Source organism: Blastococcus sp. PRF04-17, assembly GCF_023016265.1.
Taxonomy (GTDB): domain Bacteria; phylum Actinomycetota; class Actinomycetes; order Mycobacteriales; family Geodermatophilaceae; genus Blastococcus_B.
The window spans coordinates 4,359,846-4,375,174 of record NZ_CP095412.1 but is presented as its reverse complement, the minus strand read 5'-3'; the positions used below and the strand labels follow the sequence as shown (position 1 = coordinate 4,375,174).

The following is a 15,329-nucleotide window of genomic DNA, read 5'->3' as shown; positions in this document are numbered from 1 at the left end:
GCCGCCTCCTGGCTGCGGGCTACAGGTCGTCGACGTCGTCGCCCGGTGCGGCACCGTCGGCGTCCAGCGCCTCGCGTACGACGGCCGCGGCCAGGCCGCCGTTGTAGCCCTTGCGGGCCAGCATGCCCATGAGCCGGCGGGTGGCGGTCGCGCGGTCGACCCGGTGGACGGACCCGAGCTTGCGGTCGACCAACCGGCGGGCGGCCGCGCGCTCGTCGTCGTCGTCGACGGCCGCCACCGCCAGCGCCGCGACCTCGGGCTCCACGCCCTTCGCCCGCAGCTCCGCGCTGAGCGCGCGTCGCGCCAGCCCCCGGCCTGCCTGCCGCGAACTCACCCAGGCGCGGGCGAACGCGGCGTCGTCGATGAGCCCCACCTCGGTGAAGCGGTCGAGCACCGCCTCCGCCGCCTCTTCGGGCACACCCCGCCTGTCGAGCAGGTCGGCCAGCTGGGCGCGGGTCTTCGGCGCCCCGGTCAGCGCGCGCAGGCAGATGCTGCGCGCCACCGACTCGGGGTCGCCGAGGTCGTCCTCGGGTGCCCCGGGAACGGGATCCGGGTTCAGGGGATCGCCGTCGGAGCCGCCGCGCCCCGTGTCATAGGGACGGCGGGAGCGGCGGGTGGCTGGTCGGCCGGTCACCGACCGGCTCAGAAGTCGACGGGCGCGGCGGGCTCGGCCGGGGCGTCGAGCGTCGCGCCGATGCCGAGCTTCTCCTTGACCTTCTTCTCGATCTCGTCGGCGAGGTCGGGGTTGTCCCGCAAGAAGGCCCGGACGTTCTCCTTGCCCTGGCCGAGCTGGTCGCCGTCGTAGGTGTACCAGGCGCCGGACTTCTTCACGAAGCCCTGCTCGACGCCGGCGTCGATGATGCCGCCCTCGCGACTGAAGCCCTGCCCCCAGAGGAGGTCGAGCTCGGCCTGCTTGAACGGGGCGGCCACCTTGTTCTTGACCACCTTCACCCGCACCCGGCTGCCGACCGCGTCGGTGCCCTGCTTGAGGGTCTCGATCCGACGGACGTCGAGCCGGACCGACGAGTAGAACTTCAGTGCGCGGCCACCGGTGGTGACCTCCGGCGAGCCGTAGACGACGCCGACCTTCTCGCGCAGCTGGTTGATGAAGATCGCCGTCGTGCCGGAATTGCTCAGGGCGCCGGTGATCTTGCGCAGCGCCTGGCTCATGAGGCGGGCCTGGAGACCGACGTGACTGTCACCCATCTCGCCCTCGATCTCGGCACGGGGCACCAGGGCGGCCACCGAGTCGATGACGATGATGTCCAGCGCACCGGAGCGGATCAGCATGTCGGCGATCTCGAGCGCCTGCTCACCCGTGTCGGGCTGGCTGACGAGCAGGGCGTCGGTGTCGACGCCGATGGCGCGGGCGTACTCGGGGTCGAGGGCGTGCTCGGCGTCGACGAACGCAGCGATACCACCGGCCGCCTGGGCGTTGGCCACTGCGTGCAGGGCCACGGTGGTCTTGCCGGAGGACTCGGGGCCGTACACCTCGATGACGCGGCCGCGGGGCAGCCCACCGATGCCCAGCGCGATGTCGAGGGCGATCGAGCCGGTCGGGATGACCTTGATCGGCTGAGCGGCGTTGTCGCCGAGGCGCATGACCGAGCCCTTGCCGAACTGCTTGTCGATCTGGGCGAGGGCCATGTCGAGGGCCTTGTCGCGGTCGAGCGTTGCCATGGGGGGTCCTTCGGTTCGCGGGGGAAGCGGGTCGGGACCGACGCTAGGACCGGGCACCGACAGTTTTCAGATTGCAGGCGGACCTGTGGAGAGCCGACCGGCCTGTGGACGCCACTGTAGGCCGAACACGTGTTCGACTGCCAGGCCGACACGCCGCCCCGCGGCACAGCCGGCACAACCGACCCAGCGGTCGCGTCAGCGCTCCTTCTTGGGCACGTCGTACTCCTCGCAGATGGCCAGCCACACCGCCCGGACCGGCAGCCCGGCGTCGATGGCCTCCAGCGCCGTCCGCCCACCGAGAGCGGCGAACACGTGGTCCCGGACCAGGCTCTCGGCCCGCATCGATCCGAACTGGCGGTCCATCCGGGACCGGAAATCCTGCAGGCGCACGCCCAGACGCTAACCCCTGCCGCAGCGCGGCGGCGGCCTACGCTCGGGGGCGTGATCCCCGGCACGGGAAACGAGACCCTCGACCTCGTCCTGCAGATCGGCATCGTCCTCGCGATGCTCGTGCTCGTCGTCCTGCTGATCAGGAACTACCGCGACCGCTGGGGCCCCTGACCCACACGGCCACCAGCGGCAGGACCAGAGCGGCGGACACCCCGGTCACCAGGCCGAAGCCACCGACGGCCAGCAGCGGCCCGCCCACGACGCCGGCGACAGCCGCGCCCAGCCCCATGAGCAGGTCGGTGCCGCCCTGCGCGGTCGGGCGCTCGGCGGCCGACACCGACTCGGTGACCAGCGTCGATCCGGCGATCAGGCCGCAGGACCAGCCGAGCCCGAGGAGGAAGAGGCCGACGCCCAGCTGCAGCGCGGCACCGGAGGACGCCGTCCCGGACAGCGCCGCGGCGGCGAGCAGCAGCCCGCCACCGATGGCCACGGTGGCCCGACGGCCCACCCGGTCGGCCAGCACACCGACCAGCGGTGAGAACAGGTACATACCGGCCACGTGCACGCTGATCACCAGGCCGATCAGGCGCAGCGTCGTCCCCTCGGCCCCGCCGGCGTGGCCCATGTGCACCGGGGTCATCACCATGACGCCGACCATCACCGAGTGGGACACCACGACGGACGTCAGACCCAGGCGTCCCGGAGGCGAGGCCCAGACCGAGCGGAGGGCGGCTCCGGTGGCGCGGCGCGGGCGAGGCCCGGTGGCGACCCCGCCGAGCCGGCGCGCGAGGAGCAGCGGGTCGGGACGGAGCAGCAGGAGCAGCCCGCCGGCGACCACGGCGAGCACGGCCGCGGGCACCACGAAGGCGCCGCCCAGTGGCGGGAGACCGAGCCAGCGGCCGAGATCGGCGCCGGGGCCGGCCAGGTTCGGCCCCAGCACCGAGCCGACGGTGGTCGCCCAGACCACCAGGGAGAGGTCACGACCACGGCGCTCCGGCGAGGCCAGGTCGGCGGCGGCGTAGCGGGCCTGCAGGCCGCAGGCGGTCGCCGCCCCGAATCCGAACAGCCCCACGAGCAGCAACGGGAGCGACGACAGCGCGGCGGCGACGACGGTCACGAGCGCCCCGAGGACGGCGACGGCGTACCCCGCGGCGAGCCCCGCCCGGCGGCCGCCCCGATCGCTGATCCGTGCCAGCGGGACGGCGAGGAAAGCCGCGCCGAGCACGCCGGCCGTCGTCCCGAGACCGGCGGCGCTGTCGGTGCCGGCGACGTCGCGAGCCAGCAGCCCGCCGACGGTGATGCCCACGGTGACGCCGAGGCCACCCAGGGCGACGCCGGCGCTGAGGACGCCGACCGTCCGGCGCTGGACGGCGACCGCATCGACGTCGGTCGCCGGCGGCGTGGGCGGAGGGAGCATGGGCGGCAGTGTGCCGGACTCAGGGGTCCGTGCGGCGGTACGCCCGGAAGCTGTCGACGACGAACTCCTTCGGATACGGCCCGGGCGGCGGCGAGCCGTCGTCGGCGGGGAACGCGTACGTGCCGAGCATGAACTGCATCGGATAGGCCGGTGACTGCTCGACGACGGTGATCACGGCCGCGTCGACGAAGAAGGCGACGTGCCCGGGCGCCCACTCCACGGCGTAGACGTGGAAGTCGCGCGCGTCGATGGGCAGGACGGGGCGGCTGAACCGGTCGGTGAGGGTCGGGGCGCCGAACGGGTGCACGCCCATGCCGACTCCGCTCCGGCCGGGCGCGACATCCCGGCCGAAGATCTCGAAGACGCAGATCTCCGCCGACCGCTCCGGCCGGTCCTCGAAGCCGATCATCCACAGCGCCGCCATGCCGTTCGGGTCGTCGCCGACCCGCGCCCGCATCTCGAAGAAGCCGTACTGCGGCACGAAGAGCCGCTGCTCGTCCTGCGGCTCGCGGACGACGGCGGAGGCCGTGAAGCGGTGCTGCCCGACGACGCTGCCGGCCGGCCCCGAGAACACGCCGGTCTGCAACGAGGAGACCCGCGTGCCTCCGTCGAACTCGGGGCACCACGGTGGCTGGTCCGCCTCGACGACGAGCCGCAGCAGGCCGGCGTCCAGCCGGTAGCGCGCGGCGGCCTGGTCCCGCGAGCTCCACTGCGGCAGGTGGTGGGGGAACCACAGCGAGCGGTCGAGGTCGGGACCGGCGAAGTCGTCCTCCCGCTCGAGGACGTAGCCGGTCCTGCGACGGGGGTCGACGATGTCCACTCGGGCCTCCACGGACGGGTGCATCCCACGGCGACGGGCAGTCGCCGACCGGCGAAGTGTCGTACCTGCCGGGGACACTCGACAGCGTGTCAGCTCTCGACCGGTTCTCCGAGGCCACCCGGGCCTGGTTCACCGGTGCGTTCGTCCGGCCCACCGCCGCGCAGGACGGTGCCTGGGACGCGATCAGCAGCGGTGAGCACGCCCTCGTCGTCGCGCCCACGGGGTCGGGGAAGACGCTGGCGGCCTTCCTGTGGTCCCTCGACCGGCTGGCCGCATCCCCGCCCCCCGTCGACGAGCAGGCACGCTGCCGGGTCCTCTACGTCTCCCCGCTCAAGGCGCTGGCGGTGGACGTCGAACGCAACCTGCGGGCCCCGCTCGCCGGCATCGGACAGGCCGCCGCCCGGCTCGGGCTCGCCCGCCCCGAGATCCGGGTGGGCATCCGGTCCGGCGACACTCCCGCCGACGAGCGGCGGGCCTTCACGCGGCGGCCCACCGACATCCTGATCACCACGCCCGAGTCGCTGTTCCTGCTGCTGACCAGCGCGGCCCGCGAGGCGCTGCGCGGGGTCGAGACCGTCATCGTCGACGAGGTGCACGCCGTCGCCGACACCAAGCGCGGCGCCCACCTCGCCGTCTCCCTCGACCGGCTCGACGAACTCCTCGACCGCCCGGCGCAGCGGATCGGCCTGTCGGCCACCGTCCGCCCGATCGAGGAGGTGTCGACCTACCTCGCCGGTGGCCGCCCGGTCCGCGTCGTCGCCCCGCCGTCGGTGAAGGAGTGGGACCTCTCGGTCGTCGTGCCGGTCGAGGACATGAGCGCGCTGGGGCAGCCCACCGGCGAACTGGAGGGCTCGGCAGCCGGCAATCAGCCCAGGTCGTCGATCTGGCCGGCCGTCGAGGAACGGGTGCTCGACCTCGTCCAGGCGCACCGCAGCACGATCGTGTTCGCCAACTCGCGGCGCCTCGCCGAGCGGCTGACCAGCCGGCTCAACGAGCTGGCCTACGAACGTGCCACCGGCGATGCTGTGCCCCCGGGCACCAACGCCGCGGCACTCATGGCCCAGGCGGGATCAGGCGGGGGCGTGCCCGAGGGCGTGCAGCCGGTGGCGGCCGCGCACCACGGCTCGGTCTCCCGCGAGCAGCGCGCGGTGGTCGAGGAGGCGCTGAAGTCCGGTCGCCTGCCGGCCGTCGTCGCGACCTCCAGCCTGGAACTCGGCATCGACATGGGCGCGGTCGACCTCGTCGTCCAGGTCGAGGCGCCACCGACCGTCGCCTCCGGACTGCAGCGGGTCGGGCGGGCCGGTCACCAGGTCGGTGCGGTGAGCCGCGGTGTGCTGTTCCCGAAGTTCCGTGGCGATCTGGTGCAGTGCGCGCTCGTGGCCGAGCGGATGAAGGCCGGGGCGATCGAGTCGATCCGCTACCTGCGCAACCCGCTCGACGTGCTGGCCCAGCAGATCGTGGCGATCGTCAGCGAGCGGCCGCGCACGGTCGACGAGGTGGGCGCGCTCGTGCGGCGGTCAGCGGCGTTCTCCTCGCTGCCCGAGTCGGCGCTGCATGCCGTCCTCGACATGCTCGCCGGTCGCTATCCCTCCGATGCCTTCGCCGAGCTGCGGCCCCGCCTCACCTGGGACCGCGTCACCGACACCCTCACCGCCCGGGCCGGCGCGCAGCGGCTGGCGGTCACCAGCGGCGGCACGATCCCCGACCGCGGGCTGTTCGGCGTCTTCCTCGTCGGCGGGGAGGGGACCGGCGGCCGGCGGGTCGGCGAGCTCGACGAGGAGATGGTCTACGAGTCGCGGGTGGGCGACGTCTTCCTCCTGGGGTCGTCGTCCTGGCGCATCGAGGACATCACCCACGACCGCGTCCTCGTCACCCCGGCGCCGGGTCAACCCGGGAAGATGCCGTTCTGGCACGGCGACGCCCCCGGCCGGCCGCTGGAGCTCGGCCGGGCGCTCGGCGCCTTCCTGCGCGAGGTCGGGTCGGCGACCCCGGCGGCGGGGTTGGCTCGGGCGCGGGCCGCCGGGCTCGACGAGTGGGGTGCGGCGAACCTGCAGACATACCTCGCCGAGCAGAAGGCGGCGACCGGGCACCTGCCCGACGACCGCACCCTGCTGGTCGAGCGGTTCCGCGACGAGCTGGGCGACTGGCGACTGGTGGTGCACTCACCGTTCGGCGCCCAGGTGAACGCGCCGTGGGCGCTGGTCCTGGCTGCCCGGCTGCGCGAGCGGTACGGCGTCGACGTCGCCTCCATGCACTCCGACGACGGCATCGTGCTGCGGCTGCCCGACACCACCGGGGAACCGCCGGACGCCGACCTCGCCGTCCTCGACCCGGACGACGTGGAGCGCGAGGTGACCGCGGAGGTCGGCAGCTCGGCGCTGTTCGCCAGCCGGTTCCGCGAGTGCGCCGCCCGAGCACTGCTGCTCCCCCGCCGCGACCCGAGGCGGCGCACCCCGCTGTGGCAGCAGCGGCAGCGCGCTGCCCAGCTCCTGTCCGTGGCCAGCGAGTTCTCCTCGTTCCCCATCACCCTCGAGGCCGCCCGCGAGGTCCTGCAGGACGTCTACGACGTGCCCGGGCTGGTCGAGCTGATGCGCGACGTCCGGGCCCGCAAGGTCCGCGTGGCCGACGTGCAGACCGAGACGGCGTCACCGTTCGCCCAGTCGCTGCTGTTCGGCTACGTCGGGCAGTTCCTCTACGAGGGCGACGCGCCGCTGGCCGAGCGCCGCGCCCAGGCGCTCGCGCTCGACACCGGTCTGCTGGCCGAGCTGCTGGGCCGCTCGGAGCTGCGCGAGCTGCTCGACGCGGACGCGATGGCCGAGATCGAGGCGGAGCTGCAGCGGCTGCCCGAGCAGCGCCACCCGAGAGACGTCGACGGTGCCGCCGACCTGCTCCGCTTCGTCGGCGACCTGACGTCGGCCGAGGCCGCCGCGCGCGGGGTACCGCAGGAATGGCTCGACGAGCTGGTGGCCGCCCGACGCGCGCTCCAGGTCCGCATCGCGGGCGAGGAGCGCTCCGTCGCCATAGAGGATGCCGGGCGGCTGCGCGACGCCCTCGGCACCGCGCTGCCCGTCGGGGTGCCGGAGGTGTTCACCGAGCCGGTCGCCGACCCGCTCGGCGACCTGATCGGGCGGTACGCCCGCACGCACGGCCCCTTCCAGCCCGCCGAGGTGGCCGCCCGGCTGGGCCTGGGCGTGGCGGTGGTGACGGCCACGGTGCAGCGGCTGACGGGCACCGGCCGGTTGATCTCCGGCGAGTTCCGTCCCGGCGGCACCGGCCACGAGTGGTGCGACGCCGAGGTACTCCGGTCGATCCGGCGCCGCAGCCTGGCCAAGCTGCGCCAGGAGGTCGAGCCGGTCCCGACCGGCACGCTGGCCCGGTTCACGCCGTCCTGGCAATCGGTCGGCAGTCGGCTGCGGGGTTCCGACGGCGTACTGGCCGTCGTCGAGCAGCTGGCCGGTGCGCTGGTGCCGGCCAGCGCCCTCGAGACGCTGGTGCTCCCGACCCGGGTGCGGGACTACTCCCCCGCGATGCTGGACGAGCTGACCAGCGCCGGTGAGGTCCTGTGGGCCGGTGCCGGCGCCCTGCCGGGCGGGGACGGCTGGATCAGCCTCCTGCCGGCCGACCTGGCGCCGCTGCTGCTGCCGGAGGCGCTGGAGGTGCCCGACGAGGGCCGTCCGGTCCTCGACCAGCTCGCCGGTGGTCAGGCCCTGTTCTTCCGAGGGTTGTCGGACCTCGTGGGGGCCACCGACGACACCGCCCTGGCCGAACTGGTCTGGGACCTCGTCTGGGCCGGTGCGCTGACCAACGACACCCTGGCCCCGCTGCGCACGCGGCTCAGCGGAGGTGGCACGCACCGGAGCCGGCCCACGGCCCCGAAGGTCTCACGCACCAGGTACGGGCGGCCCCGCGTGGGGCGTCCGGCGATGCCCACGCGCACCGGACCGCCGACCGTGGCCGGCCGCTGGTCGCGGCTGCCCGATCGGGAGCCGAACGCGACCCGGCGCACCACCGCGCGAGCCGAGGCGCTGCTGGAACGGCACGGCGTCCTCACCCGGGGCGCGGTGGCGGCCGAGCAGGTGCCGGGCGGATTCTCGGCCGTCTACCCGGTGCTCCGGGCGTTCGAGGAGAACAACCGCGCCCGGCGCGGCTACTTCGTCGAGACGCTGGGCGCCGCCCAGTTCGGCACCCCGGGGTCGGTCGACCGGCTGCGCGCCTTCGCTGCGCCCGATCGCGTTCCGGGCAGTGCGGTCGTGCTCGCGGCCACCGACCCGGCCAACGTCTACGGGGCCGCGCTCCCGTGGCCGGAGCGGCCGACCGCCGACGGACAGGAGGCGGTCGACATCGGGGAGGGCACCGGACGACGCACCCCAGGACACCGGGCCGGCCGCAAGGCGGGCGCACTGGTGGTGCTCGTGGACGGCGAACTGGTGCTCTACGTCGAGCGCGGCGGCCGGACGCTGCTGTCGTGGACCGAGGACGAGCAGGTGCTCAAGGAGGCGGCGACGGCCCTGTCCGGTGCGGTCTCGGCCGGCGCGCTCGGCCGGATGGTCGTGCAGAAGGCAGACGGCGCATCGGTGCACGAATCGACCCCGTTGTCGGCCGCCCTCCAGGCCGCCGGCTTCGCCGCGACGCCGCGAGGTCTCCGTCTGCGAGCCTGACACCCGGCAGCGCGGCGTCTTCCGTGTCATCCCCCCGTCACACAGTTGACGTTCCCGTGGCATCCCGTCCCACACCGTGAGAAGTCCACGCCGCCTGGGCATGCTGTGAAGGTCCGCGCTCCAAGGAGGGAGCTACGCATGCGCATCGTTCTCGTGTTCCTGGTCGTCACCGGGGCCGCCCTGATCGCGGCCGGGGCCGTCCGCCCGGAGCTCTTCGTGCTCTCGCTGCTCGGCCTGCTGATCTCGACCGGCGCCGCCGCGGTCGCGCTCGCCACGTTGCGGCCCCCCGGAGCGCGGCCACGGTTCTGAGGACCCGAGGAGCTCAGCGGGAGGGGTGCAACCAGCGGGCGAACACCCGGGTCAGCGCCGGCATCAGCACGTGCCCGAGCAGGAGGACGACGACGACGGCCGACAGCAGCAGCCGCAGCTCCAGCGGCCACCCCGCGAGGTGCGGCATGACGAACTGCTGCAGCAGCGAGGTGGTCAGGAAGACCGCGGCGATCGTCAGCACGGTCATCCGCCAGCGGGGGCCGGGCTGCGGCGAACGGGTGAAGAAGCTCTCCAGGCCGGAGACCTTCTGGTAGCGCTCGACGTCGACCATGTCCTCGACGTGGGCCAGGGCCGACCGGCGCTCCGACGACCGCTCCCACGCGGCCAGCGAGCGATCGTCCTCGAAGCGGTACACCAAGTGGTATTCGGAGCTGCCCGGCCCGGGGTGCAGGAGGCTGGCGCCGAGGTTCCCCGGGAAACGGGCGGCGACGCCGAGCACGTCCTGGGCCCACCGCTCGAACGCCGCCCGGTGCTGGGGCCGGACCACCCGGGCCACGGTCACGGTCACCGGCTCGGGGCGCGCGTGATCGGCCTCGACCGTGCCGAAGCGGGCGCGCAGACGCAGCGGGACGCTCATGTGCGCTTCAGCGTCACGACGGCCGCTGCTCATCCCGGATGTCAGGGGACTCACACCGCTCCCAGCAGGGCCGATGCACCGAGGGGACACTGAGCGGGTGCCCGAGGGAGACACCGTGTGGCTGGCCGCCCAGCGCATGCACACCGCGCTGGCCGGCGCCACGCTCACCCGCGGCGAGTTCCGGCTGCCCCAGCTCGCCGCTCTGGACCTGACCGGGGCCACGGTCACCGAGGTCCTGCCTCGGGGCAAGCACCTGCTGATCCGCCTCGCCGACGGACGCACGCTGCGGACCCATTTCCGGATGGACGGCAGCTGGCACATCTACCGGCCGGGCACGACCTGGCGCGGCGGCCCGTCCCACGACGTCCGCGTGGTGCTGGCGACCGACGGCTGGGAGTGCGTCGGCTACCGGTTGCACGACGTCGAGATCGTGGCCACCGCCGACGAGGGCCGGCTGGTCGGCCACCTGGGGCCCGACGTGCTGGGCCCGGACTGGGACCTCGACGAGGCCGTCCGCCGCCTCCGCCAGAACCCGGACGAGCAGATCGGCGTCGCGATCCTCGATCAGCGCAACCTCGCCGGCATCGGCAATCTCTACAAGGTCGAGACCCTGTTCCTCTGCGGCGTCCATCCGTGGGCGAGGGTGGGGGACGTCGAGGACCTGGAGACCGTCGTCGATCGCGCGCGCACCCTGATGCTGGCCAACCGGAACCATCCCGAGCAGAGCACCACCGGCAGCACGCGCCGCGGCCAGGACCACTGGGTCGCCGGCCGCAAGGGACGCCCCTGCCGCCGGTGCGGCACGCCGATCCTGCTCGGCGAGCAGGGGCCGGCGACCCAGGAGCGGGTCACCTGGTGGTGCCCGACGTGCCAGGCCGCCCGCTCCCCCATCGACCCGCGGGCTCGCACCGGCGAACCCGGCCGCCCGCAGCCCGTGACGCTGTACCGGCGCTGAGCCACGAGCCTCGCCGGCCCCGCGCGGACGCGCCGGTCAGACCTGGTCCGGTCGCTCCACCGGCTGGGCCTCGCGCTGCTCGGCGGCCGGCTGCGGCACACCCGGGGCGCCCTGCTCGATCGCCGCCGCCGGCGCGCTGCCCTCCACGGCCGCGGCGCCGCCCATGGAGGCACGGATCTGGTCCAGCCGGGAGGCGCCGGCGACGTCCAGCGTCGCCTTCTGCACCTCGAGCATCCGGCCCTCGACCGAGGTCTGCGCCAGTTCGGCCTGGCCCAGCGCGTTGGCGTAGCGACGCTCGATCTTGTCGCGGACCTCCGACAGGCTCGGCGTGTTGCCCGGCGCCGACAGCTCGTTGACCTGGCGCAGCGAGTCGGCCACGTGCTCCTGCATCTTGGCCTGCTCCAGCTGGCTCATCAGCTTCGTGCGCTCGGCCAGCGTCGTCTGCAGACGCATCCGGCTCTGCTCGACCGCACCGCGCGCCTGCTCGGCCGCCTGCAGCGCCTCGTCGTGGCTGCGCTTGAGGTCCTCCATCGACTGCTCGGCGGCCACCAGCTGGGTGGCGAACGCCTGCGCGGCCTGCTCGTACTCGCCGGCCTTGGCCGCGTCGCCGGCCGCGCGGGACTTGTCGGCGAGCACCAGCGCCTGGCGCGCCGAGGCCTGCAGCTTCTCGACCTCGCCCAGCTGCCGGTTGAGCCGCATCTCCAGCTGGCGCTGGTTGCCCAGCACCGCCGCGGCCTGGTTGGCCAGCGCCTGGTGCCGCTGCTGCTCGGCCTCGATGGCCTGGGCGATCTGGATCTTCGGGTCGGCTCGCTGGTCGATCTGGGCGTTGGCGGAGGCGGTGAGGTACTTCCACAGCTTCACGAACGGGTTGGGCATGGATCCTCCTGCTCCGGCGCAGAGCCGGCCCGGCGATGCTCGTCCCGCTCATCGTCCCAGGTGATCCCCTTCGGCAGCCAATGCGGGGAGACCCTGATCTCTTCCGCCGCTAGTGTTCGGCCGTGGCGAACGGGAACCCGGTGCTCACCGTCCTCGGCGAACTGGTCGTCGACATGCTCCCCGTACCCGGCGCCGACGCCGGACCCGAGGGCACGGCCCCGCACTACGTGGCCAGGCCGGGCGGCAACGCGCTGAACGTCGCCGTGGCGGCGGGGCGGCTCGATGCCCCGGTGCACCTGCTCGCCCGGCTGGGCACCGGCCCGCTCGGGCCGAACCTCCGCCGCCACGCGGCGCTCTCGGGCGTCGACGTCTCCGGCTTCGTGACGGCGGACGAGCCGGTCAGCGTGGCGGTCATCGGACTCGGGTCCGACGGCTCTCCCGATTACGGCTTCCTCGTGCAGGGCGCTGCCGACTGGCAGTGGACCGACGACGAGCTGGCCCGCGTCCTGCCCGACGCCACGGCGATCCTGCACGTCGGCTCGATCTCCAGCTGGACGGCGCCGGGCGGCGACGCGATCGCGCGGCTCGTCGAGCGGCTGCACGCCGAGGGTGCGGCGCTGATCAGCGTCGACCCGAACATCCGTCCCATGCTGGCCGAGGGGCCGGTGGGCGCGGCGCTGGGGAACGGTCGGGACGTCGTCCGCGCACGGCTGGACCGGCTCGTCGCCCGCGCCGACGTCGTGAAGGTCAGCGCCGAGGACCTCGACTGGCTCGGTGTCTCCGGCGACCTCGACCGGACGGCGGAGGAGTGGGCCGGCCGCGGGCCGGCGGTGCTGCTGCTGACCGACGGCGGCGCACCGCTGCGGATCGCCCGGCCTGGTCGCCCGGTGGTGCACCGCGAGATCCCGCGCGTCGACGTCGTCGACACCGTCGGTGCCGGCGACTCGCTCGCCGCCGGCTTCCTGACCGGTCTGCTGGAGTCCGGCGTCACCACGCGGGCCGCGCTGGAGTCGCTGTCCGACGACCGGCTGCTCGCACTCGCCGACGACGCCGCCCTCGTGGCGGCGCTCAACTGCACCCGGGTCGGCGCCGACCCGCCCACCCGGGCCGAGCTGGATGCCGCGCGGGCGGCCCGGTGACTGCGCCGGACGTCATCGTCGGGTTTCCCGAGCTCTCGGCGACGGTGGTCCGCGCGCGGCTGCTGGCGGCACACGACCGGTTCTGGGACACCGACCACCGAGCGCTGCACGACCCCGTGTGGTTCCACCAGTTCGGCGGGTTCGGTGCCCTCGCGATGTCCGCGGACGACGAGGACGTCGGATACCTGCTCGGCGCCGTCACCGCGGACGGGCTGGCCTACCTCCACGTGCTCGCCGTGCGCGACGACCGGCGTGGAACGGGCCTGGAGCAGCGGCTCGGCGACTGGTTCGACCAGCTCGCGATCAGCATCGGCGCCCGCTTCGTGCAGGCCGTCGCCCGTCCGGACGACACCGCGGCCGTGGCCTTCCACACGGCCCTGGGCGCCACCGGGCACCCGTCGTCCGACCATGCCGGCCCCGGGGAGGACCGGGTCGTGCTGACCCGGGCGCTACCGCGGCGCTGAGGGCACCAGACCGGCCGCCAGCCGCGCGGCGTGCCGTCGTCGGCTGGTCGACCGCCCGGGCTGGAGGACGACGCCCAGCAGCCAGCGGCCGGCGATCTCGGCGCCGTCGGGGTCGATCCGGAGCGCCCCGGCGAGCCGGCCGGACAGCTCCGCCCAGGACTCCGGACCGAGGGTCAGCAGCGCGGCGAGCGCGTCCGGCTCGGTCTCGGCCATGCGCCGGAGCACCGGGTGGGCGCCCAGCTCGTCGGACAACGCCGCGAGGGCCTCGTCGAGCGGCAGATCGGCGGCCACGCCGGTCAGCCGGTCCAGCTCCCGCGTCAGCAGCGCGGAGACGACCTCGTCCTTGGTGCGGAAGTGGTTGTACAGCGTGGCCTTGGCGACCCCGGCCGCCGCGGCGATCGATTGCATGGTGCTGCGCCGTACGCCCTGCTCGGCGAACGCGCGGCCCGCGCCGACCAGCAGACCGAGGCGGGTGCGGCCCATGGCGTTGCCGCTGCGCGTGTGGGCCCCGGCGACGTGTGTCGGCCCTGCCCGCTCCGTCAGCACGTTCCCTGTCTTGCATCGGCCGGCGGACAGGTCAAGCAGGCGCGCCGGACGGGCGCGCGGGATCAGGCGGCCAGCGAGACCCGCCGCAGGGCGGCGCGTGCGGGCTGGCCGGCACCCACCAGCGCCAGTGCCGGCTCGGGCGCCGGCTGCGTCTCGGCCGGCGGAGCGGCGGCCTCGGAGTCCTCGACCGCGGCCTCGGGAGCCGGCGCGGTGAGCGGACGGACCGACGCGGCGGGGATGCCCCGCAGCTCCAGGCTGACCTCGGCGAGGAGGTCGGCGAGCTCGACGTCGAGGGCGTCGCAGATCGAGGCGAGCAGCTCGGAGGACGCCTCCTTCTGGCCGCGCTCGACTTCGGAGAGGTAGCCGAGGCTGACCCGGGCGGCGCCGGAGACGTCGCGCAGCGTGCGGCGCTGACGCAGCCGGTGGCCACGCAAGGTGTTCCCGAGCTGGGTGCGCAGCAGCGTCATGGCCGTCTCCTGTCCTGCGAGCGGGGAAGCGGCGGCGCCCTGGGCGGGCGCCGTGCGCTCACGGTACGCGGCGACCGCCGTCGAGGTCGGACCGACCGGCGTGCGTCCGCTGATGGCGTAACACCGTGGCCCGGACGGGCGTTCCCGGAGCGCACCGTCGTATCTATCAGTGAGCGGCCGGGCTCACTAGAGTGCGGCTCGGCCATCCCTCCGGAACCGAGCTCCCACCCGGGGAGGCGCGGGATGCACAGCATCACACCGGCGTCCGACGCACCACCGCCGTCGCGGGTCGTCCGCGTGCTCGGTGGCCTGTCGGTCACCTGCGCCGGCGTCCGGCTCGTCGTCCCGCCCGGCAGCCGACGACTGCTGGCCCACCTGGCGCTGCACCCGGCCGGAGTCGACCGCCGGGCGGCAGCGGGGATCCTCTGGCCGGCCGTGGGCGACGGCCGCGCCGCCGGCAACCTGCGGTCGGCGCTCTGGCGGCTGCAGCAGGTGGGCTGCCCGCTCGTCGAGGCGGAGCAGACGGTGCTGCGGCTGCGGGACGACGTCGAGGTGGACCTGCGGCACCTCGAGGCGTGGGCGACGCGTGTCCTCGCCGGCGCGCCGGAGCCGGCCGACCTCGCCGTCGACCCGGGCCCGATCGCCCAGCTGGAGCTGCTGCCCGGCTGGTACGACGACTGGCTGCTCGCCGCCCGGGAACGGCTGCAGCTGCGGCTGCTGCACGCGCTCGAGGCGCTGAGCCGGCTGTTGCGCGAGGCCGGCCGACCCGCGGCGGCCGTCGAGGCCGTGCACGTCGCGGTGCTGGCCGAGCCGCTGCGGGAGAGCGGGCAGCGGGCCCTCATCGAGGCCCACCAGGCAGCCGGCGACTGGGTGGCCGCACGCCGGCAGTACGACGCCTTCCGGCGCATGCTCCGGCGCGAGGTCGGCGTCGAACCGAGCGCCGAGCTGACCGCCGTCGCGACCGCGCACGGTTGAAGGACCCCGTCCTCCCCACCCTTCGCAGGCTCAGG

The 15,329-nt window shown here is 74.5% G+C and carries 15 protein-coding genes; 6 read left to right on the top strand and 9 right to left on the bottom strand.

The window, feature by feature from the left end; all coding sequences use genetic code 11:
* Positions 1 to 19 precede the first annotated feature (19 nt).
* From MVA48_RS22275 to MVA48_RS22255, 5 genes are all read right to left on the bottom strand, one after another.
* Entirely contained in the window at positions 20 to 634 is a 615-nt protein-coding gene (locus MVA48_RS22275; RefSeq protein WP_246983808.1) for a regulatory protein RecX, read from the bottom strand.
* Positions 635 to 642: 8 nt separating this feature from the next.
* Positions 643 to 1,680, bottom strand: a complete 1,038-nt coding sequence (recA, locus tag MVA48_RS22270; protein ID WP_246983806.1) for a recombinase RecA — start codon at positions 1,678 to 1,680, stop codon at positions 643 to 645.
* A 195-nt stretch (positions 1,681 to 1,875) separates the two neighbouring features.
* The gene (locus tag MVA48_RS22265) at positions 1,876 to 2,070 is read right to left on the bottom strand and encodes a DUF3046 domain-containing protein (RefSeq protein WP_246983796.1); all 195 of its coding nucleotides are present in this window, start codon (positions 2,068 to 2,070) and stop codon (positions 1,876 to 1,878) included.
* A 139-nt stretch (positions 2,071 to 2,209) separates the two neighbouring features.
* Complete coding sequence (locus MVA48_RS22260) at positions 2,210 to 3,487, bottom strand: MFS transporter (protein WP_246983794.1); 1,278 nt, start codon at positions 3,485 to 3,487, stop codon at positions 2,210 to 2,212.
* A gap of 19 nt (positions 3,488 to 3,506) precedes the next feature.
* Positions 3,507 to 4,307 carry a glycoside hydrolase family 16 protein gene (locus MVA48_RS22255; protein ID WP_246983786.1) on the bottom strand — a complete coding sequence of 267 codons (801 nt, stop codon included), beginning with the start codon at positions 4,305 to 4,307 and terminating at the stop codon, positions 3,507 to 3,509.
* Positions 4,308 to 4,393: 86 nt separating this feature from the next.
* Here MVA48_RS22255 and MVA48_RS22250 point away from each other — a divergent pair, with 86 nt between their 5' ends.
* Together MVA48_RS22250 and MVA48_RS22245 are read left to right on the top strand one after the other, a co-directional pair.
* Positions 4,394 to 8,965 carry an ATP-dependent helicase gene (locus tag MVA48_RS22250; RefSeq protein WP_246983784.1) on the top strand — a complete coding sequence of 1,524 codons (4,572 nt, stop codon included), beginning with the start codon at positions 4,394 to 4,396 and terminating at the stop codon, positions 8,963 to 8,965.
* Positions 8,966 to 9,103: 138 nt separating this feature from the next.
* Positions 9,104 to 9,274: a hypothetical protein gene (locus MVA48_RS22245; RefSeq protein ID WP_246983782.1), complete on the top strand. Its 171-nt coding sequence runs from the start codon at positions 9,104 to 9,106 to the stop codon at positions 9,272 to 9,274.
* A 13-nt stretch (positions 9,275 to 9,287) separates the two neighbouring features.
* Here MVA48_RS22245 and MVA48_RS22240 read toward each other — a convergent pair whose 3' ends face one another.
* Positions 9,288 to 9,872, bottom strand: a complete 585-nt coding sequence (locus tag MVA48_RS22240) for an antibiotic biosynthesis monooxygenase (RefSeq protein WP_246983780.1) — start codon at positions 9,870 to 9,872, stop codon at positions 9,288 to 9,290.
* A gap of 97 nt (positions 9,873 to 9,969) precedes the next feature.
* Here MVA48_RS22240 and MVA48_RS22235 point away from each other — a divergent pair, with 97 nt between their 5' ends.
* Complete coding sequence (locus tag MVA48_RS22235; RefSeq protein WP_246983778.1) at positions 9,970 to 10,827, top strand: DNA-formamidopyrimidine glycosylase family protein; 858 nt, start codon at positions 9,970 to 9,972, stop codon at positions 10,825 to 10,827.
* Between the two features lie 36 nt (positions 10,828 to 10,863).
* Here the strand turns inward: MVA48_RS22235 and MVA48_RS22230 are convergent, their stop codons facing one another.
* A complete protein-coding gene (locus MVA48_RS22230) occupies positions 10,864 to 11,703 on the bottom strand; it encodes a PspA/IM30 family protein (RefSeq protein WP_246983776.1) in 840 nt (279 codons plus the stop codon).
* A 122-nt stretch (positions 11,704 to 11,825) separates the two neighbouring features.
* Between MVA48_RS22230 and MVA48_RS22225 the strand changes: the two genes are divergently transcribed.
* Positions 11,826 to 12,842: a PfkB family carbohydrate kinase gene (locus MVA48_RS22225; RefSeq protein ID WP_246983774.1), complete on the top strand. Its 1,017-nt coding sequence runs from the start codon at positions 11,826 to 11,828 to the stop codon at positions 12,840 to 12,842.
* Entirely contained in the window at positions 12,839 to 13,306 is a 468-nt protein-coding gene (locus tag MVA48_RS22220; RefSeq protein ID WP_246983772.1) for a GNAT family N-acetyltransferase, read from the top strand. Before MVA48_RS22225 ends, MVA48_RS22220 begins: the two co-directional genes overlap by 4 nt.
* Here MVA48_RS22220 and MVA48_RS22215 read toward each other — a convergent pair.
* Positions 13,292 to 13,852, bottom strand: coding sequence for a TetR/AcrR family transcriptional regulator (locus tag MVA48_RS22215; RefSeq protein ID WP_246983770.1), 561 nt, complete (start codon positions 13,850 to 13,852; stop codon positions 13,292 to 13,294). The genes MVA48_RS22220 and MVA48_RS22215 overlap by 15 nt on opposite strands.
* Positions 13,853 to 13,914: 62 nt before the next feature.
* A complete protein-coding gene (locus MVA48_RS22210) occupies positions 13,915 to 14,319 on the bottom strand; it encodes a helix-turn-helix domain-containing protein (protein WP_246983768.1) in 405 nt (134 codons plus the stop codon).
* A gap of 243 nt (positions 14,320 to 14,562) precedes the next feature.
* Between MVA48_RS22210 and MVA48_RS22205 the strand changes: the two genes are divergently transcribed.
* Positions 14,563 to 15,294 (top strand): AfsR/SARP family transcriptional regulator, encoded by a 732-nt coding sequence (locus tag MVA48_RS22205; RefSeq protein ID WP_246983766.1) that lies wholly within the window; start codon positions 14,563 to 14,565, stop codon positions 15,292 to 15,294.
* Positions 15,295 to 15,329: the final 35 nt, after the last annotated feature.